Origin of the sequence: Mesobacillus harenae, assembly GCF_013343715.1 — a bacterium.
Classification (GTDB): domain Bacteria; phylum Bacillota; class Bacilli; order Bacillales; family Cytobacillaceae; genus Mesobacillus_A; species Mesobacillus_A harenae.
Genome location: NZ_JABUNR010000001.1, coordinates 242,465 through 267,957 on the forward strand (window position 1 = coordinate 242,465; position 25,493 = coordinate 267,957).

Here is a 25,493-nt window from a genome sequence, read left to right on the forward strand (position 1 = left end):
TACCTTTATTATACTATCTATTTCATTGATGCAATTAAATATTCATCACTAAATATTATTAACTTAAGAAACTAAACTAGAACACATGTGCTAACACTGTGGTAAAATAAAGGTAAAAGACTACATAACCGGGGGACCATCATGGATAAACCATCTTATTTTTATCAATTTCTTGAACCAGTATCAAAGGAATTGGCTTTTGTTGCACGTGAGCTGGAAAATAGTATTTTCTCAAGTCCGCGCACAATGTTAACCCATGCCAGGGTATTTGTTGAAAATATCTTGCAGCAGGTTATTAAAACTGAAAAGTTAATCGAGGATCCGAGAGCGAGTTTAAAAGAGCGCCTTGATTTACTTAACGATAATGGTTACCTGACTAATGAAGTTCGCGACGCTCTTCATTATGTGCGTATGACCGGCAACCAGGCTGCCCATGATTCCCGCATGTTCCGCTATTCTGAAGCGTTGCTCTCATGGGAAGCATTATACAAGATTGTTAGATGGTATGTAGAAGTGTATGGGCCAGTATCGATTAAGGTTCCAGACTATCAAGATCCATCTCCCAAAGCCAGTGAATCATATGGAATATCTGAATTGGAAGTTCGTTTGAAGGCACTAGAAGAACTTCTGGTCGCGTCTGTTCAAAAGATCACTGATGATACGGCGGTAGCTGAAACGGCAGCGACCATAGCTGAAGCTCCAGTTGAAGCTGAGCTTCCAGGATACACGGCGATTCGCACCTTAACTTATAAAGGACACAAGCTTGAAATTCCTTACTTTTTGCGCGATGCATTCCTGTTGCCGCAGCGATTTGCCAAATCAGAGACGTTTTTAATCCGTTTGGGTGCCGAGCAGCAGGCGCGGATTATGAGCGAATTGCCTAATAATCTTTACGATTTGCATAAGCACGTAAAACGGTATAACGAGAAAAATGATGAAACCTTATTTGAGGAATTAAAGATATTCGTCCAGGAAGAGAAAGTACGGAGGCAGCTGGCACTCGAGCGTCCAGGCGAATTATTTTTCTTCCATAAAACAGACCACATCATTGTTACAGAAGAGCTATCTAAAATCCCGCTTACTGCAGCCGAGTTCACTGGAATTCCAAGCCTGCTTAGACAACTGAACCAGGACCAGATTGAAACCGTAGGCCAGCTGCCAAAAGAACTTGTAATTCTTGCAAAATATGAAAATGTCGGAGCAGGAACAGTAGAGAAGCTGTTCGTCCAGTTGAAAGAGAAGCAGAATAAATAATGGAAGACATAGGGACGGCAATTGCCGTTCTTTTTTAATCGTTTAGGAAATTGTAAAAGTTCTAAGTTGAAGCTACGCATTTCGACTCCCCGGAGCCATTTCAACTGAAGCAGTTCGAATAACATTCATTCCGAGTTTATTGAAATCGAGGGATATACAACGACCAAGTTTATCGACAAAGAGGTAAAGATACCATTGAAGTGATTATTCTGGCAGGATGAGGTTCCTGCCTTTTTCTTTTGGAGATACAGGAAAAAAGCCAAAGCCGCAACAGCAGCTTTGGACTCATTTCTTCTATTATTTAGTCATCCAGTCAGGCTTATGAAATCCTTGGAAATCTTCTTCGATTACTTTTTTAAATTGCTCTGATTCGATGGCTTCTTTAATGTCCTTTACAAATTGCTCGTCTTTATCTTCTGTCAGGACTGCAACACGGTTGATGATCTCTTCAGGCAGTTTATCTCTTGCAAGGGCCTTTGTTAAATCAAGACCTGCAGATATGGCGAAGTTTCCATTGATGGCGGCCAGGTCGACAGATTCAAGTGTCCGCGGTAATTGTGCTGCTTCAACTGGTGTGAATTTAAGGTTTTTGGGATTGCTGGTAATATCCTTCTCGGAAGCGCGGAGAGGATCTACTTCACTATCAAATTCGATTAATCCGTTATCTCTTAATACCGTTAGTCCGCGTGCCAAGTTTGTAGGATCATTGGCGATTGCTACTGTGCTGCCATCTTCAATTTCTTCCAGTGTCTTATACTTGTTGGAATAAACGCCAATAGGGGCTGTCGGGACCGTAATAACACTGGTTAATTCCATATCATTTTCTTTGGCAAAGGCATCCATGTAAACTTTATGCTGAAATAAATTTGCATCCAATGAACCATTTTTCAGTGCTAGATTCGGCTGTATATAGTCATTAAATTCCTTTATTTCAACTGTATATCCTTTTTCCTCCAAATAAGGTTTAACACCTTTTTCAAGCATATCACTGTAAGGGATCGTTCCGCCTAGTACGAGTTTTTTGTTTTCATCGGGAGATGCGGAACTTTCGTCTGAACCGCAAGCGGCCAGGACACCAATTAATAAGATGGATATAAGGGTTAATGTAATTTTTTTCATTTTTTTCGCTCCTATTCTAATACCGCTCTTCTAAAAACGCGGGAAACTTCGACTCCTTGGAAAGAAGCAAATGAGGCTTCTTTGTTGGGTATCCTGTTTTCGTGTTTCTTGACTGTCGGATTCGCAATTGTTATTTTTTATCGTTTATTGGTTGTTTTTGCAATGAAGTCACCAAGGTATTGAACAAACTGTACGAGAACGATCAAAAGGATGACGGTTGTGAACATAACTGTATTATCATAACGATAATAGCCATAACGGATCGCTAAATCCCCGATTCCGCCTCCGCCAATCGTGCCTGCCATAGCAGAATAACCGATTAAGCTAATCGCTGTTATGGTTAAGCCTGTGATTAATCCAGGTTTTGCTTCTGGCAGAATGATGCTTTTAATGATCATCCAAGGAGAAGCGCCAACAGCTACGGCGGCTTCTATGACCCCCTTATCAATTTCTCGGGCCGCTGATTCTACGATCCTGGCATAAAACGGAATCGCTGCTACGGATAAGGAGACCGAGGCGGCCAATGGACCAATCGTTGTATTTAAGAGAAGCTGAGTAAAAGGCAGCAAGAACACGAGTAAGATAATAAATGGAACAGAACGGATCAAGTTAATAACGATTCCAACGACCCGTTTAATCCATTTATTTTCTAAGAACAGGCCGCGGTCCGTAACATACAGCAATATTCCTAATGGCAGGCCCAAAAGCAGAGCTACCAATAAGGAAATACCCACCATCAGCAAAGTTTCAAAAAATGCTTGATTCAGTTCAGGTAAAATTTCGATTACACTATTCATGTTCAATCACCTCCACTTTGCTCACACGCTCACGAAGGTAATCGATGGCCTTTGCAATCTCCTGATTTTCTCCCTTTAGTTCCATAATGAAGATGCCTAAGGGAATATCCTGTATGTATTCCACTTTTCCATGAAGGATATTTCCGCTGACCGTAACGGACTGGAGCATGTCAGAAACGACGGCTTCTGTTGCCGTATCACCGCGAAACTGAAGTTTCAAAAGCTTTCCCTGGACACTTGCCAGCAATTTAGGAGGCAAATCAAAATTCAGAACGGTTTGAATGAATGTTCTAGTTAAAGGTTCACGAGGATTTGAAAAAATAGTATAAGTCGTGCCTTCCTCAACTACTCTTCCGTCCTGCATAACTGCGCAGCGATGGCAAATCTCTTTAACGACTTCCATTTCGTGCGTAATTATGACAATCGTTAGACCAAGTTCCTTGTTGATTCTTTTTAATAAAGATAGAATCGATTTTGTCGTGTTCGGGTCTAAGGCTGAAGTGGCCTCATCGCATAAAAGAACTTTTGGGTTGTTGGCAAGTGCCCGGGCAATACTGACTCGCTGTTTTTGGCCGCCGCTAAGTTGGGCCGGGTACTGATTGATTCGATCCTTGAGCCCGACAAGTTCGAGCAGTTCTTCAACTCTTTTAGTTATGACTGTTTTCTCAACACCAGCCGCTTTTAAAGCAAAGGCTACGTTTTCAAAAACAGTTTTCGATGCAACTAAATGAAATCCTTGAAAAATCATGCCGATTGATTGTCTGGCTTTGCGAAGGTCTTTACTCGATAGCTTCAACAAGTCCATCCCGTCTACCTTTACTGAACCGGAAGTGGGTCTTTCGAGAAGGTTGATACAGCGAAGCAACGTACTTTTTCCTGCACCGCTGTATCCTACAATCCCAAATATTTCTCCTTTTTCGACCGTAAGTGATACATTATCCACACCTAGGATCGTCTCAGATTTGGTCTGAAATTCCTTTGTTATATTTTCCAATTTAATCATAATGGCGTTCCTCCCACTGCCCATTCAATCCTGAGTATGCCAGACGCAGGAGATGATCACTTAATTTTGCAAAGCGCCTGATTCTTTTGTCCTTTTTCAAGGAGTCTATTAAAATGCCTAAAATCCTTATGCGGCTTATCGATTGCTTTTAGCAAGTGCGTGCCTGTATTTGCTGGCTGGGTGGTCATCTGGCAAAATACTTGCACCCTCTGGGAATAGCTTTTCTCTTAGCGTTCCATCGCTATAGTCCTTTTTGTATAAGCCGCGCTCTTGAAGCACTGGCACCACTAAATCAATAAAGGCTTCCAGGTCGCCCGGTGTTACTAAGTGGTTTAAATTAAAGCCATCTACGCCAGACTGTTCAAATTGGAATTGAATAGCATCGGCTACCTCTGTCGGATTACCAACAATGATGCTATGATCGAGTGTTTCGAAACGCTTCAGCACTTCGCCAACAGTCAATTTTTTAGGAGCATCCTTCGTAAGAGTTGCCGCTTTGTAATGACCGCCTTCAGTCGTTTTTGTGTATTCAAATGGAAGGTCGGGATCCATTTCCTCATACTCAGCAATATCATATCCGCTTGCTCCGTACTGTGCCTTCGCAGCATCTGGACTCCACACACTTGCATATTCTTCAAATTTTTTCTGGGCTTCTTCTGTTGTTTCAGCAACAATTACGCTAAGGAAAGAAATGATCTTAATGTTATCAGGATTTCTCCCATGTTTTTCAGCACGTTTACGAATATCGTCAGAATAGTAACGAATTCTTTCAGGTGTCGGGCCTCCAACAAATATGCACTCAGCGTGTTTTGCTGCAAAATCCCTGCCGCGCTCTGATGTTCCTGCTTGATAGATGACAGGAGTCCGCTGTGGAGACGGTTCACTTAAATGCGGGCCCTCAACTTTGAAGTAGGTACCTTCATGATTAATCTCGTGAACCTTTTCAGGATCAACTAAAGTATTTGTTTCTTTATTTTCAACAACTGCGCCATCTTCCCAGCTTCTCTCCCAAAGCTTATAGGAAACTTCCAGGTATTCATCTGCGATGCCATAGCGCTCATCATGCTTAATCATATCTTGGAGGCCGAAGTTTCTGGCGGCGTTTGGAAGATAAGAAGTTACAACATTCCAAGCGACCCTGCCTTTTGTTAAATGATCTAAAGTAGAGAAGCGTCTTGCATTTCCAAACGGTGCTTCATAGGTGGTGCTGACCGTAACAGCAAACGACAGGTTTTCCGTAACACTTGCCATAGCTGAAACAAGCAAGGCTGGATCATTCAACGGCACCTGTAATCCATCACGGATAGAAGGGGCTTTACTATTCCGGTAAACATCATAGATTCCTAGTACATCAGCAAAGAAAACCGCATCAAACTTTCCTTTCTCCAACAGCTTCGCTAACTCAATCCAATAGTCCAGATCCTTATATCTCCGATGCCGTTTACTCTCCGGATGCTTCCAAAAACCGTGAGAGTTATGCATCGCACTGTTCATTTCAAACGCGTTTAAGATAATCTGTTTGCTCATAATCTTGTTCCTCCCAAAATGTGTTTGTGTTTCTTAATGAGGTGAGGCCAAATAAAAAACCTCTTCCAAAGAAAAGAAGAGGTTTCGTACACACGAATGTATAAGGTCTCTTCTTATCTCTCAAGCTTCCGCTTGCTGGAATTGGCACAGTACTATACAGTCTGTTGCCGAGGCATCAAAGGGCCAGTCCCTCCACCTCTCTAGATAAGAAAAATCGATTGCTATTAACTTATACCAAAATATACAAGAAGAGGTTAGCAATGTCAACAAGAAGTTTTTCAATTTAGACAAGTTAGAAAAGTCAATTACATAAGATTTAAAAAATATTGACATTAATAAATAAATAACATAGAGTATTTCCTAACAAATGAATATCAATGAATCTTATCAAGAGTCAGGGGAGGAACTGGTCCTACGATCCTGCAGCAACCACTTATCTTATAAATAAGCGAGGTGCTAAATCCAGCAGGCAAGTTTGTCTGGCAGATGAGAAAGAGTCTTTCAGCAGACAGAGCCCTCTTTCCATTCGAAAGAGGTTTTTTTATGAAAAAATAAGTTTAACAGGAGGCAGACTATGGTGAATTTAGTACAACAGACCGTTACAAAACAGCAGGAATTATTGCAACAGGCAGGGGAATTAGCAGAAGTTTTTAAAAATAGAGCAGCTCAAGTTGATTCAGAAGGTAGTTTCCCTTATGAAAACTTTGCAGACCTAAAGCAGAAAGGCTTTTTATCTCTTACAGTACCGGAGGAATACGGAGGCAGAGGTATCAACTTGCTTGAATTTTTATCAGTTCAGGAACGGCTCGCCCAGGGAGATGCACCGACAGCGCTGTCTTTAGGCTGGCAGCTCGGTGTTATTCTTGAGGTTGCGGAAAAGAGAAACTGGAAGGAAGAAAGCTTTGCGAAATTGTGCAGCTTAATTGTAAATGATAAGGCGCTGATCAATCTTGCGCAGACGGAGCCAGCTACAGGAAGTCCTTCCAGGGGTGCAATTCCCACTACAACAGCAACTAAAGAAGGTAACGGCTGGCGGATAAATGGCCGTAAATCATTTACTTCGATGGCGGTGGCACTTGATTACTCCATTGTTACAGTAGATGTCAATTCAACCGGGACAAAAGGTTTTGTGTTGGTTGATCACGATCTCGAGGGCGTTCTTATTGAGGAAACATGGGATAGCATTGCCATGAGAGGTACAAAAAGTGATGATCTGATTTTAAATAATGTTCTGGTCGAAGAGGATGCTTTATTGGCGGTAGAAGAAGCAACAAAACCATCCCCAAATGGCTGGTATTTGCAGATTCCTGCAGTTTATTTGGGAATTGCGGTTGCAGCAAGGGATTATGCTGTGAAATTCGCCTCTGAGTTCCGTCCGATTACGCTTCCCGGTCCAATTAAGGATGTACAGGAAGTGCGCAGAAAAATAGGTGAAATGGAGCTGGAATTGTTCAAAGCAAGGGAAGTATTATATTCAGTCGCGAGAAAATGGGTGGAACATCCTGAGGAGCGGCAAAACATGGGAGCCGAGTTAGCTGCTGTGAAGCATATCGCAACTAACAGTGCGAACGATGTAGTCGATTTGGCAATGAGAATCGTTGGTGCAAGAAGCCTTTCTGCCAAAAATCCATTGCAAAGGCATTACCGAGATGTCCGTGCTGGACTTCATAACCCGCCTACCGATGATGCCATTGTATACATACTGGCGAATGCCGTATTAGATCGATAGAATAGGAGAAGAGCCTGCTTCTGCATGGAAGCGGTTCTTTTTTTACGAGATAACTAGAAAAGAGGATAATATCATGAAAGTCATTTCACCTGTCTGCTCAAAATGTAAAAGCCAAAATACATATGATATTATTCCTAATCTTCCAAATAGATTTAACCACGATATCGAGAATGAACCTGAGGTAAGTGAAGTAACTTATGGAAACGCAAAATACTATTGTCGGGACTGTGAAAATACTTGGAAAAAATATCGAGGCAAAAAGCCGTATGAAAAAATCAGGAAAATTTATGCCTTTACTGGCGGGTGGCCCGGACCTTCATTTGATGTGAAGATCGATTTTGAAGCGATGATGGTGAATCATACGAAGTATAACGAGATTGGGGAGAAAGAAACCGCTCAAACTGAGATCACAATAGAAGAGAGAGAATGGTTTCTATCAGAATTATATAAATGCGATTTTGTGAATTGGGCCGAAGAATACTTAGTGTTTGCAATGGATGGGACCCAATGGAACGTACGGATTGAATATGAAACTTATTGTGAAAACAAAACCGGCAGCAATCATTTCCCGATAAAATGGACTAAGTTTAAAAGAGCAATAGCTAAGATCAGCGAGGGGGATTTTTATTAGTTAGTCCTATAATTAATTGATGACTTGCTGTTCTTGCAGGTCATTTTTTAATGTAAAAATTTCTTTGTTTTGATAAAAAATGATTTACATTATATTTTAGGGGAATAGGATTATTGTGTGCCTCTTACCTTTAAGGCTCTAATGATTTCTAATTAAGATCATGTATCAAGCCTTTTAAGAAGTTCATTTCATTTATTTTTAACTATGTGGATATAATAAATGAGATCATTTATTAACAAAAACTGGCAAAGGAGAATGACTATTAATTATAAAAATATAACTGTGGCAGGAAGCGGCGTTTTAGGAAGCCAAATTGCCTACCAAACAGCTTTTAAAGGATTCAATGTTGTTGTTTATGATATTAACGACGAAGCGATTGACCGTGCAAAGGAAAGGGTCGCCAAGCTAAAGCCGCGATATCAAACAGATTTAGGAGCTTCTGAGGAAGATGTTAACGCTGCTACCAACCGCATGTCGTTTACTTCTGATTTATCGAAGGCAGTTGCAGATGCCGACCTTGTTATTGAAGCGATTCCTGAAGTTGTTCAAATCAAGCTTGATTTTTACAAGGAGCTAGGAAAAGTCGCTCCTGAAAAAACGATTTTTGCAACGAACTCATCCACCTTGCTGCCAAGCCAATTTTCTGAAGCAACTGGCCGGCCGGAAAAGTTTTTGGCATTGCACTTTGCCAATGAAATTTGGACAAACAACACAGCAGAAATCATGGGACATCCCGGAACTGATAGTAAAGTGTTTGACGACCTGGTCGAATTTGCAAAAGCTATCGGAATGGTTGCCTTGCCATTGCACAAAGAGCAGCCAGGCTATATCTTGAATTCTTTATTAGTTCCGTTTTTAGAAGCTGCCCAGACGCTTTTATTAAAAGAAGTGGCTGATCCAGAAACAATCGACAAAACGTGGATGATCGCAACTGGAGCACCTAAAGGCCCATTTGCTATCCTGGACGTTGTAGGAATCAAAACAGCTTACAACATTGCTCACGGTAAAGGACGAGCAGGTAATGAAGGATCTGCAATGCTGGCCAACTTACTGAAAACACAGTACATCGACAAAGGAAAACTCGGAGTAGAAACAGGAGAAGGCTTCTATAAATATCCAAATCCAAGCTATGAAGATCCAGAGTTTTTGCAAAGCTAATTGTTGTATTTAAAACAAAGAGGCTGTCATCTGAAGGTGACAGCCTCTTTAGTAAGCAATTTAGTTTGGAAAAATAATAATCAATATGTAGACTCGAAGCAAGCCTCGTCAGCTGAAAACACAACAAAAGCCATTGTCAGTAAAAGACAATGGCTTTTTATGGTGTCGGTTCAACTGGCAGCCAGGTTTGCGACCATTTCTCGATTTCCTTCATCATTGGTTCTAATGCACGCCCTTTTTCGGTAAGGGAATATTCGATGCGGACAGGGGTTTCTGGGTAGACCTCACGTTTAACGATGTCCTGGTTTTCGAGTTCTTTTAGTCGGTCTGAAAGGACTCTGCCGCTGATACCCATTGATGATTCCAAGCTGCAGAATCGTTTTGGGCCTGTGAGCAGCTGATATATCACAAGTCCTGTCCAACGCTGGCTCATTATGCTCATAGCTTTTTCAAATCGAGGACAAATTGCTGATTGATCCATTACGATCACCTCATCTATATTTATGGGTTATAGTAGGAAGACATTCTTTATTATTACAATACATCATAAGTAAACTTGACACAAGTTACTATGCAAAATATAATTACTTACATAAAGTAACTAACTGATATTTACGATAGCACCTTAAAACGGAGGTTAATGATATGACATTTCACGAAAAACCAAGTACCTTTGTAAGCCAGGTTCATTTAAATGTGCAAGATTTACAGCGTTCACTAGAATTTTATCAAACTATCATTGGCTTTAATATCCTTGAGCAAACTGATCGAAGCATCGTTTTAACTGCAGATGGCGCATCTCCGCTAGTAACGATCGAACAGCCAGAGGATGTCAGCCCAAAGAAGAGAGGGACAGCAGGTTTATTCCATTACGCATTGCTATTGCCAAGCCGCGCAGATTTGGCTAAAATTATTCTTCATATGATTAAAATGAAATATCCTGTCCAGGGAGCCTCAGACCATCTTGTTAGTGAAGCTCTTTATCTGGCAGACCCAGATGGAAATGGCATTGAAATTTATGTAGATCGTCCTTCATCCAATTGGAAATGGCAGGGTGAAGAAGTGGTGATGGCAACGGAACCATTGGATCTTGAAGGCGTTATAAAGGAGGATGATGAAACACCATGGGATGGACTTCCTGCGGGGACGATTATGGGCCATATTCATTTACATGTTGCAGAGTTTGAAAAAATTAAGCAATTTTATTGCGATGGGCTTGGTTTCGAGGTCGTCTGCCGATATGGCGGCCAGGCATTATTCATCTCGACTGGAGGTTATCATCATCATATCGGCCTTAACACTTGGAATGGTGTGGGCGCTCCGGCTCCGGCAGAGAATAGTGTGGGCATGAGTTATTATACAGTTGTTTTCCCAAGTGAAACAGTACTCCAAGAGGCTGCATCTCGAATTAAGTCAATGGGGGCATCTGTTGCAGACCAAGATGGTGTTTTCCTAACCACAGACCCTTCAGGAAATCAAATAAAATTAATAGTTTAAGCAGTTTATGCGGAATCCATCGTGGAGAACGGGTTCAACACAACATGAGGTCGTATAATTGGGGGAAATAGGATGGAAGAATTACTTAGTAAATCAGATGTTCTTTCTGTATTGGAAGATAAAATACAATTAATTAAACTTGATGAGGGAGCCATTTATTTGGTTGGCCCGATCAAGCTTCCGGTTAATTTAGATGGAGAAACGGTTGAATTCAAATGGTATAGCTGGCTAAAGTCTGACATCGTATTAGAAGATTTTCAGGAGGTTATTAACCGATTATCAGGTTCTCAATTGGCGGATTTCCAACAGTCAAGTGTTCTCGTGTACGGTGACTTTGCAGAAGGAGAAGATGCGCTAATTCGAATGCACTCGATTTGCCATACTGGCGATATCTTTGGAAGCAAGCGTTGTGATTGTGGATTTCAGCTGGAGCAGTCGATGAAAATGATGGTGGAGCACGGAACTGGCGCCTTATTTTACCTGGCCAACCATGAAGGTCGCGGAATTGGCTTATTCAGCAAGGCAATGGCCTATATTCTTCAGGAGAATGGCTATGACACTGTTCAAGCAAACGAAGCCCTTGGCTTTACCGATGATTCAAGGAATTACCAGGAGGCTATCTCCGTCCTGAAGGTGCTGCGTTCCAAGCCGGTTATGCTGATCACAAACAATCCGAAAAAACTGGAAGCCTTAAGAGAAGCAGGTCTGCAGGTCGCAGGCAGAACTTCATTATGGGGCGATGTCTCCGAACATAATGAAGGCTACCTTAAAACGAAGATGAGCAAATCTGGGCACATGGCGTAGGGCAGTACCGTGATTGTTAAAAACATGGTGGTTTATTTGGGGAAGGGACGTATTTCAATGAGATTTGGTTTTGACATTGATGATACATTAATAAATTTGCGAGAACATGCGTTTGAAATTTACAATCAGAAGCTTAAACAACAGCTAGGCCTTGATGTGTTCAGGGCTATTAAAAGGGTTGAGATTCACGAGCCCTTTGGTTTAACGGACAGGGAGGGGGCAGAAATGTGGAACTCATCACTTGAGCAGATCTATTATACCTCTTGTCCGCCTTATCCTGGGGCAGTTGAATTGCTGAACCGATTAATTGAAGAGGGACATGAGATTTATTATATTACCGCAAGGCCAAAGGAACATGGAGAACGTACGAAGAAGTGGTTAATTAAAGGGGGCTTTCCTGTCCAAGATGACCGGTTTTTCTGGGGCATGAAGGATTCCGAAAAAGTAGACATCATACGTGAGCTGAAACTGGACTTCTATTTTGACGACAAACCAGAGGTGCTTGAGACGCTAAGTGAAGAATCTATCAAGCTTTATGTAAAAGATCAAGCATACAACCAGCATATGGAAATCCCGCGTGTAAAAGAGTGGGCAGAGTGGAAGTTTTAGATTAAATATCCTTCAATTAATATGAATGAATAGGGACCTTAGCATGGGTCCTCTTTTTAATGTAAAAACAAGGTGTCACAAGGACATACCTGTTTATTTTAAAATGTCTTTTAGGGTTTTTTCTGTTGTTTTGTTTCATTTCTTTCCTATTTTATGATTAGCTTTTGGGATATCTGCTAGAGTTCCTTAATATGATGTAGTTTTAACGGTGAAATGTTGCTTAGCGTATTTCAGGAAGCTGTCTGGAAGTGTATTTTTGAATATTGCATCATTGAAAGAGGTTATTGCATCAAAAAATGGAGTTATTGCATCAAAAAATGCCACTTTTAAGTCAATTCTTCTGTGTATTCGAAAAACCTGTGTCCATACTGTGGACACCTGACCTGCATCCCACATACAGAAAACCATACTGCACCCTAGAAGGATAAACACAGGGTTGTGTTGAAGTATGTCATAAGGTCTAAAGGATAAAACAGCGCGGCTGCATTACGATCGTAATTGAGGTAAGGGTGTAACTTCAATACCGGCGCTGATCGAGAAAAAGAAATAAAGCGGGGGAATTTAACAATGAAAAAGCTATTAAACTTTGGGATTGTTGGAACGGGAAGTATTACTGAAACCCATATAAAGAGTATTCAAGAGATACCAGATGCGGCGGTTAAAGCAATTTTCTCACGCAAAAAAGAGACGGCTAAAAAGTGGGGAGAAGAGTATAATCTCGAATACTACAATAACTATGAAGAATTCCTCAAAAATGAAGAGTTTAATATTGTTACGATTTTAACACCAAGTGGGACACATGCAGAGTTAGGAATCTTAGCAGCAAAAGCCGGCAAGCATGTGGTTGTTGAAAAGCCGATTGATACGACTTTGGTGAAAACAAACGAACTTATCCAGGCGTGCCGGAAGGCTAATGTAACGTTAAGCTGTATTTTCCAGCACAGATTTGATGACGCGATTGTGGATTTGAAAAAGGTCATTGATCAAGGCGAATTTGGACAGCTTAACTTTGGAGCTGCCCGGACTACTTGGTATCGATCACAAGAATATTATGATAGCGGAGCGTGGCGGGGAACCTGGGAACTTGATGGAGGGGGCGCGTTAATGAATCAATCGATTCATTATATTGATTTGCTTCTTTATTTAATGGGACCGGTCGAGGAAGTGCATGCCTATTGTGCAACAAGGGCACACGAAAGGATCGAAGTAGAAGATGTTGCGGTTGCTTCGCTGAAGTTTAAATCAGGAGCCCTCGGATTAATTGAAGGAAATACGGCAGCCTATCCCGGATATAGTGCAACCCTTGACATCTTTGGCGGGAATGGCAGTGTGATCATTGAAAATGATGACGTGAAGGAATGGAATTTCAGGGACGGGCAGCAATACAGCAAAGCTTCCGGTGAAGCCACGAAAAACAGCGCTTCTTCGAATAAAATGGCCTCATATGAATCGCACAAGCGCCAATACGAGGATATTGTAACAGCCATAAGTGAGAACCGTGATCCGCTCGTAACCGGTGAAGAAGCACGAAACTCCCTGCAACTCATTTTAGCAATCTATGAATCGGCTAAGACAGGAAAACCAATAAGGATTTAAAACCAAAAAGCGCATTGCCTTAATAAATGGCATTGCGCTATTTTTTGTATGTTTTCTAAAAAAGAAACCTGGTTGATCAAGGCGGAAGGTATTGGAAGCCTCAAAATTGCATTCGCAATTTTTCCGTCCGAGGGTTAATGCCTATATGCCCCATCAATGTCATGCGGAGAAAATGAATCACAGGAGAACCTAAAACCGTTGTGCGCCGAGAAGGCTCTAGGATTTGCCCCTGGTAGGTGAGCGCCTGAACGAAAATCAACAGAGTTTATAATAAATATAAAGCAAGAATCGTCCCGACACTGCTGAATAAAAAGGCAAAGCCTACATTCCAATAAGATATTTTATAAGAATTGATATTTAACAGGTTTGCAGTTAAGGATACCGAAATATTAAATGGTCCTGATACAACAGTTGATAATCCAGAGGTAATCAACACTATAGCGACACTTAGAGGATTTATAACTAAGAGAATGGGATCGATAATCGCTCCAAGAATGCTCATTGTAACCAAAGGATGAAACCCAATCATTGCAAGCCCGAGAAATAAGAGCTGAATCGAAACAAATAGCAATATAGGGCTTCCGCTCAATAAAGCGAAAGGCTCCTGGATGTATCTCATAAAGATTGAATCACTTAGGTTACTTGTAAAAAAACCAACGGCCAGAAAGAGAATCATATTATCTCTTAAATTGAGTGTCCGCAATTTCCAAAGCGGAATTGAGTACTCGATATATGATTTGATGCGCTTGATCGTCTGAGCCCAAATAAATGAAAAGGGAATAATAATGATCGCAATGGTTTGGAGAAAACCGATATCAAAGAGTTGATTAAAAGAGATGATTGATATCATGAAAAGAAGTAAATAAAAAACGAGTGAGAAGATCTTTCTTTTCATTCGTTTGTTCAATGCGGCATTCAGTTCCTGACTTCTGGTTTTAAATTCTTCTCCATCCTCTAACTTAAATTGTTTGAAAGTCCGGCTTCCTCGTATCCAATCAAAGGTAAGTATAAGAAAGGTAATGAAAAATAACCATGGGAGGATACGCAGATAGGAAACGTCTGTGTGCTCTATACTTAAAATGACCAGTAATTCCATGGGGGAAATAACAAGGCTTAATACGTATCCTCTAAGCATGGCTTGGGCGATAAATTTGTTTTTGAGTTGTTCTGTTCTGTCTATTAAATTTCTTTGCACCACCGTTTTTACTAGGGGTAAGGTGGCGATGTTTAGAAAGCCGCCCAATAAAAAACTTACTAGCGAAGTTCGGCCATATAATTGTCCTAGATGATGTATCTTTACTTTCAGCAATTTATTTACCTGCTGGTCATAACGTCCAACAATGATAATGCTATTTATGAAGGGAAGAACGAAAAAAACAGCAAGCAAAGGGATCGTCGAAACCATATAAAGTGGCAACTCAGTTAAAGACCTTTGCTGACCGAAAAAGATTGAGAAACCAACGACGATAAAAATAATGCTGATAATTTGAAACAGGCGACTCGATCCCTTAATAGAAAAGAAAAAGGCAAGAAAAGCCAGAACACCTGTGATGTAGGACAGTGCAGATGAATTAATAATCAAATTTATAAAATAAATAAAGAAAAGCAGACTATATAAAACAATCATTTTTATCTCCTTGGCAGAATTAAGGCAGGTCTCTTTAATTTCCGCTGAAAACGCCTGCTTGAGCGCACGACATTCGCTCTGTAAAAACTGGTGTTAAAAGTTTACCTGCTGGTAGTGTATTTTTATCTTTAATACACTCCAGTAAAGTAGTAACCATGCTAGAGGCTAATTCCTCGACAGGAACACCAACACACGTTAATGGAATTTCTAGATTCGCCATCTGAGGGATATTGTCATAGCTGATTACGGAAATATCCTTTGGGATTATAAAATTGGCTTCCCTTAAGGCCCGAATTACACCAGCACTTATATCATAGCTTGAGCCAATAATTGCAGTAGGCTTAAAAGGAGTACTCAAAAGCCGTTTAGTTGCCAAATATCCATCAAACCAATCTAAACCAGCTGTGTTTATCATATTGTTGATGCTTACTGGCAAGCCATACTGTTTCATTGCACTTTTAACACTGTTATATTTTTCAATCTGCCGATCATCGATAGGTGAAAAATCACCCACATAAGCAATCTTTGTATGACCTAATTTATATAGGTACTCAACAGCAGTTTGCATGGCTGCATCATAATTTACATCAATTACTGGAAAGTCTTTATTTCTGCTCACTCCATATGTTACGAAGGGCAGCGGGGAAGATAGAAGTATGTCATGATCATGCTCATCAAAAACGATGACACCATCAACCTGGTACCGTTTAAACATTTCAAGTGAATCTTTAATGGAGTTAATAGAAAGGATCATTGAAAATGAGTTTTTGCTTATCTCTTCATTAATTTTCGTCACTAAAGTTGAAGGCGCTACGCGTTCAAGTGTTGGCCAGATTAAACCGATAACCCTTGATTGCTTAGAGACAAGCTGCTGGGCTGCAAAGTTTGGTTCATAACCCATTTCTTTGGCAATCTTGATGATTTTCTGTTTCGTTTCTGGCTTGACGAGCGCACTGTCATTTAATGCTTTAGAAACAGTTGAATAACTTACACCAGCCATTTGAGCTATGTCCTTTATGGTTATTGTCATCATCGTCCACCCATTTGTTATATTTTATTTTCAACTTATGTTTTTAAGCATGAGGTAAATAGTTGAGCTATTAAATCGCTAGCTTTCCGGACGAACCATTGAGTCTGTCTTAAGCGCTGCCTCCTAGAAATGCGTTAAACTGTGTTCGACTTCGCTCTTTCCACATGCTCGTCCTTCACTGCTGGGTCTCATAATTTCTAGTTAGTCTTAAAAAAGACATAAAGGACTTAAGCAAACTTATCCTTCCAATAGAGGTAGAAGCCGATTTATTGTGTGAACTGTCATTTTACTAGAATTCTTAAAAGCGGCTAAACTTTTCTAATAATTTCATTTTAACAACGTTATTATAATTTTGAAAGAGATCATATCGATATTCACTGTTTTTTTACTTAAATATAGTGAAGATAACGTTAACATAATTAATAATTTTAAAATTTCTAAAAAAACCCTTGTAAACTATTAGTAATTATCATAAGATTAATACAAATAACAACGTTGTTATTTTGTTAACCTGTCTGAAGGGAATTATTTTTTTAGCAGGAATGAAAGCGTTTGCTAGTATTCTTATTAAAAAATTGATTCTATTATTAAGGTAGGTTGTTAGACACACAAAAGGGGGAAATTCTATGAAAAGAAAAGGCTTAGGTTTGTTAGCAATGTCATTTGCACTAACAGGGTTTTTGGCTGCTTGCGGCGGAGGGTCAGATACGGCATCCAATAACGAGAAAAGCGGCGAGGGCGAGAGCGCTGAACCGATCGTTTTAAGATTAGCCGATAATCAGCCGGAAGATTATCCAACTGTTGTTGGTGATAAGGAATTTGCTAGACTTGTAGAAGAAAAAACAGATGGCCGTTATAAAGTGGAAGTGTATGCTGGAGGCCAGCTTGGCGATGAGAAAAGTGCAATCGAGCAGGTACAATTAGGAACCTTAGATTTTGCTCGTGTAAATGCAAGCCCGCTTGCAGAGTTCTCTAAGGATCTTGGAGTTCTATCAATGCCTTACTTATTTAGAGACGAAGATCATATGTGGAATGTTTTTAATGGTGAAATTGGTGAAGAGCTCTTAACAGGAATGGAATCTGCTAACTTAGTAGGTTTAACGTTTTATGATTCAGGAAGCAGAAGTTTTTATAACTCAAAGCGTACTGTTGAAAAGCCTGAAGATTTAAAAGGACTTAAGATTCGTGTTCAGCAATCTGCATTAGTAGTAGATATGGTTGAAGCGTTAGGAGCATCTGCAACGCCGATGGCTTATGAAGAAGTGTATTCTGGACTTCAAACAGGAGTTATTGATGGTGCGGAAAATAACTACCCGAGCTATTACTCTGTAAATCACTATGAAGTTGCTAAGTTTTACACTCTAGATGCTCATTCAAGAGTACCTGAAATTTTGATGGCTTCTAAAGGAACTTGGGATAAAATCAGTGCAGAAGACCAGGAATTAATCAAAGAAGCTGCAATGGAATCACAAGAAGTTCAAAGAGCATCGTGGGCTGAACTAGTAGAGAAAGCAAAAGCAGAAGTAGAAGCTGCTGGTAATGAAGTAACTGAAATTACTGATTCTGCTCCATGGCGTGAAGCTGTACAACCTGTTTATGACAAGCATGGTGAAGCATTCAGCGAATGGATCGAAAAAATCGAAAGCGTTGAATAGAAATTTCTTTTAACCCCAATTTATGAAATGAAATAATATTGTATGGCAGCCTATCGTTCCTTTTACCATAGTTTTTTACCATATGAGGAATAGGGGCGGGGCTGCCCTTTAACTTTGAACATTTGAAGAAGGGCGTACCCATCTTCTTAATATAGTAAAAATTGTATAGCTCCAGTGCCTAAAAGCTTTGCTTTCTCAGGCATTGGAGCTTTCTTAAAAAGGAGGCTCTTCCGATGACATTATTTAAAAAAGTTAAAAGCGTATTTGATCAAATCATTGATAATTTTGCTGCGCTCATGATTGGTGTAATGGCCATTATTGTCGCGGGTACAGTTTTATCACGATATGTATTTGACTATACACCCAGGTGGTCTGCAGAGGTTTCATTATTATTGCTTATATGGGTAGGTTTCATCGGTATTGCAGTTGGGTTCCGTGAGAAATTACATATTGGTGTCGGTTTATTTGTGGGAATGATGCCAAAAAGCCTTCAAACGGTTTGCGATTATATTGCAAAAATTCTAGTCATTGTCGTAGCCATTGCCTTCATTAATTATGGCTATCGTTTTACAGTTTTAATGGGAACTTCAACTATGGCAGGAACTGGCTGGCCTCAAAGCATTTTATACGGCGCTATCCCGGTTTCTGGAGTATTAATGCTAATCTATGGCATTGAGCTGATGTTTAAAAAGGGAATGCATCAAGAGTGGGATGATAATTTAGAGGAGTGATTGTAATGGAAGTTTTAGTTTTATTGGGGAGTTTCATTCTGCTCCTGCTCATACGTGTCCCTGTAGCACTAGGTTTGGTCGTTTCATCATTCTTAACAGGATTGTACATGGACATCGATTTAGCTGCTTTGGTTCAAAGGATGGTTGGGGGACTTAATTCATTTTCACTCCTGGCAATTCCGTTCTTTATCCTTGCTGGTGAAATAATGAATGAAGGCGGGATTTCCCGTCGCCTGATCAACCTGGCAAACGTTATTATCGGGAGAGTCCGAGGTGGGCTTGCGATGGTAAACGTGCTGGCGAGTACATTTTTTGGCGGTATTTCTGGTTCGGCTGTAGCTGATGTTTCCTCTATTGGGTCCGTATTAATCCCAATGATGAAAAAGGCTAAGTATGATTCGGATTATGCTGTTAACGTCACTATCTCGAGTGCGGCACAGGGTGTTATGATTCCGCCGAGCCATAACATGATTATCTATTCAACTGCTGCCGGTGGTGTATCCGTTGGATCATTATTTATGGGCGGCCTGCTGCCAGGCTTGCTTTTAGGTTTGGCTCTGTTGATTATATCTTATGTAATAGCTGTTAAAAGGAACTATCCAAAGGGAGAACCTGTTAAGAGAGAAGAGATCCCTAAAATTGTTCGTGAAGGACTATTGGGATTGTTTACAGCTGTTATTATTATGGGTGGTATTGTCACAGGTATCTTTACAGCAACAGAATCTGCAGCAATTGGCGTTGTTTATGCCTTTATTATTACCTTTTTCGTATACCGGGACATTCCAATTTCAAGAATGGGCCTGATTTTAAAAAGAACTTTTAAAACGTTATCAATGGTCCTTTTCTTGATTTCCGCATCATCTGCATTTGGCTGGCTGCTTGCTTTATTAAAAGTACCGGCAATGGTAACAGACGGGCTTATCTCGTTTTCTCCAAATGACATTGTTACCTTGTTAATCATTAACGTGATTCTATTATTATTGGGTATGTTCATGGATATGGCCCCGCTCATCTTAATTGCCACACCGATTCTTTTGCCTGTTGCAATGACTGCCGGCATGGATCCTGTGCAGTTTGGGGTAGTATTAATACTGAATCTTTCAATTGGACTTATCACTCCACCAGTTGGGACGGCGCTGTTCGTTGGGTGTGCGATCGGGAAAATACCAATTGAAAAAGCAACAAAAGGAATGGTACCATTCTACGCTGCAATGATCGCTGTCTTACTAATGATCACATTTATTCCGCAGCTTTCACTTTACTTACCAAGTGTTCTTATAGAGTAAATCTAGATAGTACGTAAATTTTCAAAATTAGGAAAGAGCAGGTGGAAATATGAAAAAGTTCATGGATGAAACATTTTTGTTATCAACAGATACAGCAGTAACTTTGTATAATACATTTGCGAAAGATATGCCGATTATTGATTATCACTGCCACTTAAGCCCAAAGGAAATCTTTGAAAATAAAACATTTAATAACATCACAGAGGCATGGCTGTATGGGGACCATTATAAGTGGAGGGCTTTACGGACAAATGGCGTTGATGAAGAGCTCATTACCGGGGGAGCCTCGGATTACGAGAAGTTCTTAGCCTGGGCTAAGACGGTTCCGATGACAATTGGAAACCCGCTTTACCAGTGGACACACTTAGAGTTACAGCGCTTTTTCGACGTTCATGATATTCTCAATGAAAAAAGTGCTCCTGAGATTTGGGAGAAGGTAAACAACAAGCTTACTGGTCCAGGATTCGGGGCAAGAGACTTGATTAAGATGTCAAAGGTTGAGGTCGTGTGTACAACAGATGATCCGACTGATTCATTAGAATATCACATAAAATTAAGAGATGATTCCGATTTTGACGTCAAGGTGCTGCCGAGTTTCCGCCCTGACAAAGGATTAGAAATTAACCAGGATGGATATGTGCAGTGGGTAGAAAAGCTTGGTGAAGTTTCAGAAAAACAAATTTCCAGCTATGACGATTTCTTAAGTGCCTTGCAATCAAGAATCGAGTTTTTCCACTCGCTCGGCGGCCGTGTGTCCGATCATGCCCTTAATACAATGATGTATGAAGAAGCAACAAAGGAAGAAGCGGCAGAAATTTTCCTGAAAGGATTATCTGGCGAGAAAGTAACCCTTGAAGAAGAAAAGAAATATAAGTCTTACACATTAGTATTCTTAGGAAAGCAATACGCAAGACTTTACTGGGTGATGCAATACCATATCCATGCTCTCAGAAACAATAATACGAAAATGTTTAACCAATTAGGTCCTGATACTGGTTTCGACAGCATTAATGATGGCCAAATGGCGAAACCTTTAAGCCAGCTATTAGATGCATTGGCACGGGAAGATGCACTGCCGAAAACGATTCTTTATTCATTAAACCCAAAGGACAATTATGTAATTGGCAGCTTAATTGGCAATTTCCAAGGCGGCGCGCCAGGGAAAATCCAATTCGGAACAGCATGGTGGTTTAATGATCAGAAAGACGGGATGCTTGAGCAGATGAAGGCTTTGGCTAATCTCGGTTTATTCAGCCGCTTTGTCGGAATGCTGACTGATTCAAGAAGCTTTCTTTCCTATACAAGGCACGAGTATTTTAGAAGATTAGTATGTGATTTAATTGGCGGATGGGTAGAAAATGGCGAAGTGCCTAACGACATGGAATTGCTTGGTGATATCGTTCAGGGAATCTGTTATCAGAATGCGAAAGAATACTTTCAATTTTGAACGATATTGAGTCAAAGGGGTTGAGGTTATGAAACAACTAAACAGAAATGTAGCAGAGAATTATAAAACCTATCCAGAAAAAGTCCTTCAGTTCGGCACAGGCAATTTTTTAAGAGGATTTACGGACTGGATTATCGACAGAATGAATAAAGAGGCCGATTTCAACGGAAGCGTCGTGATTGTTCAATCAACGAAAAATGGCAAGGTTGACAAGATAAATGATCAGGACGGTTTATATACTCTTTTCCTGCAGGGGATCGTTGATGGCTCTCCAGTTAAAGAACATCAAGTTATAAATTCAGTGAGCCGCGGGCTAAATGCTTACTCGCAATTTGATGAATATTTAGCTTTAGCAGCCAGCCCGGATCTGCGGTTTGTTGTATCCAACACGACAGAAGCAGGAATTGCTTTTGACGAGAGCGACCGTCTTGACGACCGTCCGCAAAAAAGTTTCATAGGGAAGTTAACAGCCTTTTTATATCAGCGTTATAGTGCGTTTAAAGGCGATAAAAGCAAGGGTTTAATTATCATTCCGTGTGAACTGATCGATCAGAACGGGCAAAAAATGAAAGAGGTTATCCTTCAATACGTGAAATTGTGGGAGCTTGAAGAAGCCTTTGCTGATTGGATTTTAGAATCTAATACGTTCTGTAATACTCTCGTCGACCGGATTGTTCCAGGGTATCCTAGAGATACGATTGACCAGAAAACACAAGAGCTTGGATATCAGGATGATTTACTGGTTGTTGGTGAGCAGTATCATTTATGGGCGATTGAAGGGCCTGAATGGCTAAAAGAAGAGTTTCCGGCGGAAAAAATCGGATTGAATGTTAAGGTAGTAGATGATATTACTCCTTACAGAACGAGCAAGGTTCGGATTTTGAACGGAGCTCATACAGCAATGACACCTGTTGCTTACCTGTTTGGAATTGATACGGTCAGTGAAGCAGTTACTACTCCTGATACAAAACAGTTTATTGAAGAGTTAATTGCAGCTGAGGTTATTCCTGTTCTCGATATGCCAAAGGACGAACTTAAACTCTTTGCGAAGGATGTTATCGACCGGTTTGCCAACCCGTTTATCCACCATTATTTTACGAGTATTGCCTTAAATGCGATGACTAAATTCAAGACAAGGAACCTGCCTACATTGCTCGAATATGTTGACCAATATGGGGAGGCACCAAAGAAGATTGCATTTTCCCTCAGTGCCTGGATTGTTTTTTATAAAGGCAAACGCGGTGAGGAAAATATTGAACTTGTTGATGATGAACATATTTTGCAATTTTTTAAAGGTCAATGGGACCAGTATGATGGAACAGAGGCTGGCTTACAAAAAATTGCCGCCGCTGTTTTAGGGTATATGAAACTATGGGACCAGGATCTAAATTCAATCCCGCTGCTGGCTGAGCTCGTTTCAGAATATCTTATAAAAATAGAAAAGCTTGGCATGAAACAAGCCATTAAGGATGTTCTTTAGCATTTCAAACAAAGGAGGGTGATATGAATGAAGGAGATATTAATAATAAATGATCAAGATAATGTCGCTATCGCATTAAGGGATTTTGAAAAAGACGAAACGATTATTGCGCAGGGAACTGAGATTAAATTATCAGAGCCTGTTGAACGTGGCCACAAAATAGCTCTTAAAGAAATTCCTGCGGGCGAAAAGGTTATTAAATATGGATTTCCAATCGGGCATGCTACCTGCACAATTGGGCAAGGAGCATTTGTTCACACACATAACACGAAAACGAATCTGGACAGCATCCAGGAATATCAATACGAGCAAAAATTAACAGATAATCCATTTGAAAATAAAAACCTAACTTTTAAAGGGTACAAACGCAAGGATGGAACAGCCGGGATCCGGAATGAACTGTGGATTGTTCCAACAGTAGGATGTGTAAACGGAATTGCCGATCTGATGATCAAGCAATTCACGGCTGAAGTTGGCGATATTGCTCCGTTTGAAAATATCCTAGTGTTAAAACACAATTACGGCTGCTCCCAGCTTGGGGATGATCATGATAATACACAGACCATTTTAGGCAATGCGATTAAGCATCCTAATGCCGGCGGAGTATTAGTGCTGGGCCTCGGCTGTGAAAATAACAATATCATTGATTTAAAAGATTCATTAGGTGACTATGATGAAAACAGGGTTAAGTTCTTATCTTCTCAAGATGTTTCGGATGAAGTTGAGGCTGGTGTTGAATGTTTAAAAGAAATTTTTGAAGCTGCAAAAGCCGACAAGCGTGAAGATATTCCGCTATCTGAATTGAAAATCGGCCTTAAATGTGGTGGTTCAGATGGTTTTTCAGGAATAACGGCTAATCCTCTCCTAGGGAGGTTGTCAGACTTCCTAGTTGCACAGGGTGGAACAACGGTATTAACAGAAGTTCCTGAAATGTTCGGTGCTGAGACGATCTTAATGGAACGGGCTAAAAATGAAGAAGTGTTCCATAAAACGGTTGATCTTATCAATGATTTTAAACAATACTTTATTGATCATAATCAGCCTATTTATGAAAATCCTTCACCAGGAAACAAAGCAGGCGGGATTACAACTCTCGAGGATAAGTCTCTTGGCTGTACCCAAAAGGCTGGGACCTCAACAGTTGTTGATGTCCTAAAGTATGGTGAAAGATTAAGTGTTAAAGGGTTAAACCTGCTAAGTTCACCTGGCAATGACCTAGTCGCGTCTTCTGCATTAGCAGCGGCAGGGTGTCAAATCGTGTTATTTACAACTGGCAGAGGAACGCCGTTTGGCACATTTGTTCCTACAGTAAAAGTTTCAACCAACACCCCGTTATTTGAGAAAAAAGGGCATTGGATTGATTACAATGCAGGTACGTTAATTGAAGATGTTTCTCCAGATATCGTACTAGATGATTTCATTCAATACATCACCAAGGTAGCCAGCGGAGAGCCAGTCAATAACGAAAAAAATAACTTTAGAGAACTAGCGATTTTTAAATCGGGCGTAACTCTATAAGCTGCAAGCTCACACAAAAGGACACTTGCCAGACCTGGCAAGTGTCTTTTACTATTCTGGGTAATAATGGTCATGTACCTGCCAAAGTGATAAGTATGGAATGCAAGTTTGTTTTAGGAGCGAACGATCGTAGAGGTAGAGAAGTTTTTAACCATTTTTTGAAGGTTTCTATGTCCTTCTCTTAACTTAATGGTCTCTTCGATGATCTTGTGGAATCCTTCTAAATCTCTGTCTGTAGCATTTAACAAGGATTTCGGCAGGCCTTCAACAATTTGCTGCAAGGTTAAATCCATGAGATAAACCACCTTTCAACTTATTGGGTATTTGAAATGTTTCTATTTAAGTTTTGGACATCGACTGGACTTTTCCCTGCTAACACTGTGAAAAACTTATCTACATTAACCACCAGATTCTTTTAAGGATTTTCAAAAACTCACAAGTAACGACAGGAACCAGTAAAAGGTTTCTGACATTTGGAGAAAACTTTTTTGATAGGTCGCGTAAATTTCATGGCAATTCTAGCGGAATCAGCAAATGAGTTTAAGATTGCTCAACTTTTATAAAAGGCTTATGCGGTATAATGAATTCGATTCAAGTAAAAGCAGAAGAAGGGTTGGAAGAGCAAAATGATTGAAAAAATAGTCCAGGACCAAATTGAATTCTATAACCACGGAGATCTTGAAGGCTTTGCGAGTACATATGCAGATCATATTACGGTATACACTTTTCCGGATAATACAGTGACGTTACGTGGAAAACAAGAGCTTATGGACAGATATAGGGAAACGTTCAAGAAGAAAATGTATGCCGAAATTAGGAATCGCTCAGTTGTCGGCAATAAGGTCATTGATTGGGAGATTGCCACCAATGGACTTACCGGAGAAAAGGCAAGCCTGATGGCTATTTATGAAATAGAAGACAACCGGATTACAAAAGTGTGGTTTATTCAGGAATAGAACGATACTAAATAATAAAAGCCAGGCACTTGGAAAAAA

Annotated in this window: 23 protein-coding genes and 2 riboswitches; of the genes, 15 read left to right on the plus strand and 8 right to left on the minus strand. The window is 40.3% G+C overall.

Annotated features, from left to right (window positions below; genetic code table 11):
• Positions 1–141 precede the first annotated feature (141 nt).
• On the plus strand, positions 142–1,254 hold the full coding sequence (locus HRJ06_RS01115; protein WP_174727436.1) for a DUF4145 domain-containing protein: 1,113 nt from the start codon (positions 142–144) through the stop codon (positions 1,252–1,254).
• A gap of 297 nt (positions 1,255–1,551) precedes the next feature.
• On the opposite strand, the gene HRJ06_RS01120 is transcribed toward HRJ06_RS01115, so the two are convergent.
• The 4 genes from HRJ06_RS01120 to HRJ06_RS01135 all read right to left on the minus strand — a co-directional run bounded on the left by HRJ06_RS01120 (position 1,552) and on the right by HRJ06_RS01135 (position 5,700).
• Positions 1,552–2,373, minus strand: a complete 822-nt coding sequence (locus tag HRJ06_RS01120; RefSeq protein ID WP_174727439.1) for a MetQ/NlpA family ABC transporter substrate-binding protein — start codon at positions 2,371–2,373, stop codon at positions 1,552–1,554.
• A gap of 137 nt (positions 2,374–2,510) precedes the next feature.
• Positions 2,511–3,170 carry a methionine ABC transporter permease gene (locus tag HRJ06_RS01125; RefSeq protein ID WP_422392704.1) on the minus strand — a complete coding sequence of 220 codons (660 nt, stop codon included), beginning with the start codon at positions 3,168–3,170 and terminating at the stop codon, positions 2,511–2,513.
• Entirely contained in the window at positions 3,163–4,173 is a 1,011-nt protein-coding gene (locus HRJ06_RS01130) for a methionine ABC transporter ATP-binding protein (protein ID WP_174727445.1), read from the minus strand. Before HRJ06_RS01130 ends, HRJ06_RS01125 begins: the two co-directional genes overlap by 8 nt.
• Before the next feature lie 135 nt (positions 4,174–4,308).
• Positions 4,309–5,700: an LLM class flavin-dependent oxidoreductase gene (locus HRJ06_RS01135; protein ID WP_174727448.1), complete on the minus strand. Its 1,392-nt coding sequence runs from the start codon at positions 5,698–5,700 to the stop codon at positions 4,309–4,311.
• A gap of 110 nt (positions 5,701–5,810) precedes the next feature.
• Positions 5,811–5,911, minus strand: a riboswitch (SAM riboswitch).
• A gap of 170 nt (positions 5,912–6,081) precedes the next feature.
• Positions 6,082–6,193, plus strand: a riboswitch (SAM riboswitch).
• Positions 6,194–6,274: 81 nt separating this feature from the next.
• On the opposite strand from HRJ06_RS01135, the gene HRJ06_RS01140 reads away from it, so the two are divergent.
• The 3 genes from HRJ06_RS01140 to HRJ06_RS01150 all read left to right on the plus strand — a co-directional run bounded on the left by HRJ06_RS01140 (position 6,275) and on the right by HRJ06_RS01150 (position 9,218).
• The gene (locus tag HRJ06_RS01140; RefSeq protein ID WP_174727452.1) at positions 6,275–7,429 is read left to right on the plus strand and encodes an acyl-CoA dehydrogenase family protein; all 1,155 of its coding nucleotides are present in this window, start codon (positions 6,275–6,277) and stop codon (positions 7,427–7,429) included.
• A gap of 73 nt (positions 7,430–7,502) precedes the next feature.
• The gene (locus HRJ06_RS01145) at positions 7,503–8,060 is read left to right on the plus strand and encodes a hypothetical protein (RefSeq protein WP_174727455.1); all 558 of its coding nucleotides are present in this window, start codon (positions 7,503–7,505) and stop codon (positions 8,058–8,060) included.
• Between the two features lie 261 nt (positions 8,061–8,321).
• Entirely contained in the window at positions 8,322–9,218 is an 897-nt protein-coding gene (locus HRJ06_RS01150; protein WP_174728114.1) for a 3-hydroxyacyl-CoA dehydrogenase, read from the plus strand.
• 157 nt (positions 9,219–9,375) lie between these two features.
• On the opposite strand, the gene HRJ06_RS01155 is transcribed toward HRJ06_RS01150, so the two are convergent.
• Positions 9,376–9,699 carry a winged helix-turn-helix transcriptional regulator gene (locus HRJ06_RS01155; protein WP_174727458.1) on the minus strand — a complete coding sequence of 108 codons (324 nt, stop codon included), beginning with the start codon at positions 9,697–9,699 and terminating at the stop codon, positions 9,376–9,378.
• Between the two features lie 164 nt (positions 9,700–9,863).
• Between HRJ06_RS01155 and HRJ06_RS01160 the strand changes: the two genes are divergently transcribed.
• From HRJ06_RS01160 to HRJ06_RS01175, 4 genes are all read left to right on the plus strand, one after another.
• On the plus strand, positions 9,864–10,715 hold the full coding sequence (locus HRJ06_RS01160; protein WP_174727462.1) for a VOC family protein: 852 nt from the start codon (positions 9,864–9,866) through the stop codon (positions 10,713–10,715).
• Positions 10,716–10,787: 72 nt separating this feature from the next.
• Positions 10,788–11,519, plus strand: coding sequence for a GTP cyclohydrolase II (locus tag HRJ06_RS01165; protein WP_174727465.1), 732 nt, complete (start codon positions 10,788–10,790; stop codon positions 11,517–11,519).
• 57 nt (positions 11,520–11,576) lie between these two features.
• Complete coding sequence (locus HRJ06_RS01170; RefSeq protein ID WP_174727468.1) at positions 11,577–12,128, plus strand: 5' nucleotidase, NT5C type; 552 nt, start codon at positions 11,577–11,579, stop codon at positions 12,126–12,128.
• A 567-nt stretch (positions 12,129–12,695) separates the two neighbouring features.
• Entirely contained in the window at positions 12,696–13,724 is a 1,029-nt protein-coding gene (locus HRJ06_RS01175; protein WP_174727471.1) for a Gfo/Idh/MocA family protein, read from the plus strand.
• Positions 13,725–13,989: 265 nt separating this feature from the next.
• Here the strand turns inward: HRJ06_RS01175 and HRJ06_RS01180 are convergent, their stop codons facing one another.
• On the minus strand, positions 13,990–15,351 hold the full coding sequence (locus HRJ06_RS01180) for a hypothetical protein (protein WP_174727474.1): 1,362 nt from the start codon (positions 15,349–15,351) through the stop codon (positions 13,990–13,992).
• 34 nt (positions 15,352–15,385) lie between these two features.
• The gene (locus HRJ06_RS01185) at positions 15,386–16,381 is read right to left on the minus strand and encodes a LacI family DNA-binding transcriptional regulator (protein WP_174727477.1); all 996 of its coding nucleotides are present in this window, start codon (positions 16,379–16,381) and stop codon (positions 15,386–15,388) included.
• Positions 16,382–17,007: 626 nt separating this feature from the next.
• On the opposite strand from HRJ06_RS01185, the gene HRJ06_RS01190 reads away from it, so the two are divergent.
• From HRJ06_RS01190 to HRJ06_RS01215, 6 genes are all read left to right on the plus strand, one after another.
• Positions 17,008–18,036, plus strand: coding sequence for a TRAP transporter substrate-binding protein (locus tag HRJ06_RS01190; RefSeq protein ID WP_174727480.1), 1,029 nt, complete (start codon positions 17,008–17,010; stop codon positions 18,034–18,036).
• Between the two features lie 233 nt (positions 18,037–18,269).
• On the plus strand, positions 18,270–18,767 hold the full coding sequence (locus tag HRJ06_RS01195) for a TRAP transporter small permease (protein ID WP_174727484.1): 498 nt from the start codon (positions 18,270–18,272) through the stop codon (positions 18,765–18,767).
• A gap of 5 nt (positions 18,768–18,772) precedes the next feature.
• A complete protein-coding gene (locus HRJ06_RS01200) occupies positions 18,773–20,053 on the plus strand; it encodes a TRAP transporter large permease (RefSeq protein ID WP_174727488.1) in 1,281 nt (426 codons plus the stop codon).
• A 49-nt stretch (positions 20,054–20,102) separates the two neighbouring features.
• Positions 20,103–21,500: a glucuronate isomerase gene (gene uxaC, locus HRJ06_RS01205; RefSeq protein WP_174727491.1), complete on the plus strand. Its 1,398-nt coding sequence runs from the start codon at positions 20,103–20,105 to the stop codon at positions 21,498–21,500.
• 28 nt (positions 21,501–21,528) lie between these two features.
• Complete coding sequence (locus HRJ06_RS01210) at positions 21,529–22,980, plus strand: tagaturonate reductase (RefSeq protein ID WP_174727494.1); 1,452 nt, start codon at positions 21,529–21,531, stop codon at positions 22,978–22,980.
• 27 nt (positions 22,981–23,007) lie between these two features.
• A complete protein-coding gene (locus HRJ06_RS01215) occupies positions 23,008–24,498 on the plus strand; it encodes a UxaA family hydrolase (protein ID WP_174727497.1) in 1,491 nt (496 codons plus the stop codon).
• A gap of 113 nt (positions 24,499–24,611) precedes the next feature.
• On the opposite strand, the gene HRJ06_RS01220 is transcribed toward HRJ06_RS01215, so the two are convergent.
• A complete protein-coding gene (locus HRJ06_RS01220; protein WP_174727500.1) occupies positions 24,612–24,791 on the minus strand; it encodes a hypothetical protein in 180 nt (59 codons plus the stop codon).
• Between the two features lie 333 nt (positions 24,792–25,124).
• Between HRJ06_RS01220 and HRJ06_RS01225 the strand changes: the two genes are divergently transcribed.
• A complete protein-coding gene (locus HRJ06_RS01225) occupies positions 25,125–25,454 on the plus strand; it encodes a nuclear transport factor 2 family protein (protein WP_174727502.1) in 330 nt (109 codons plus the stop codon).
• Positions 25,455–25,493 lie beyond the last annotated feature (39 nt).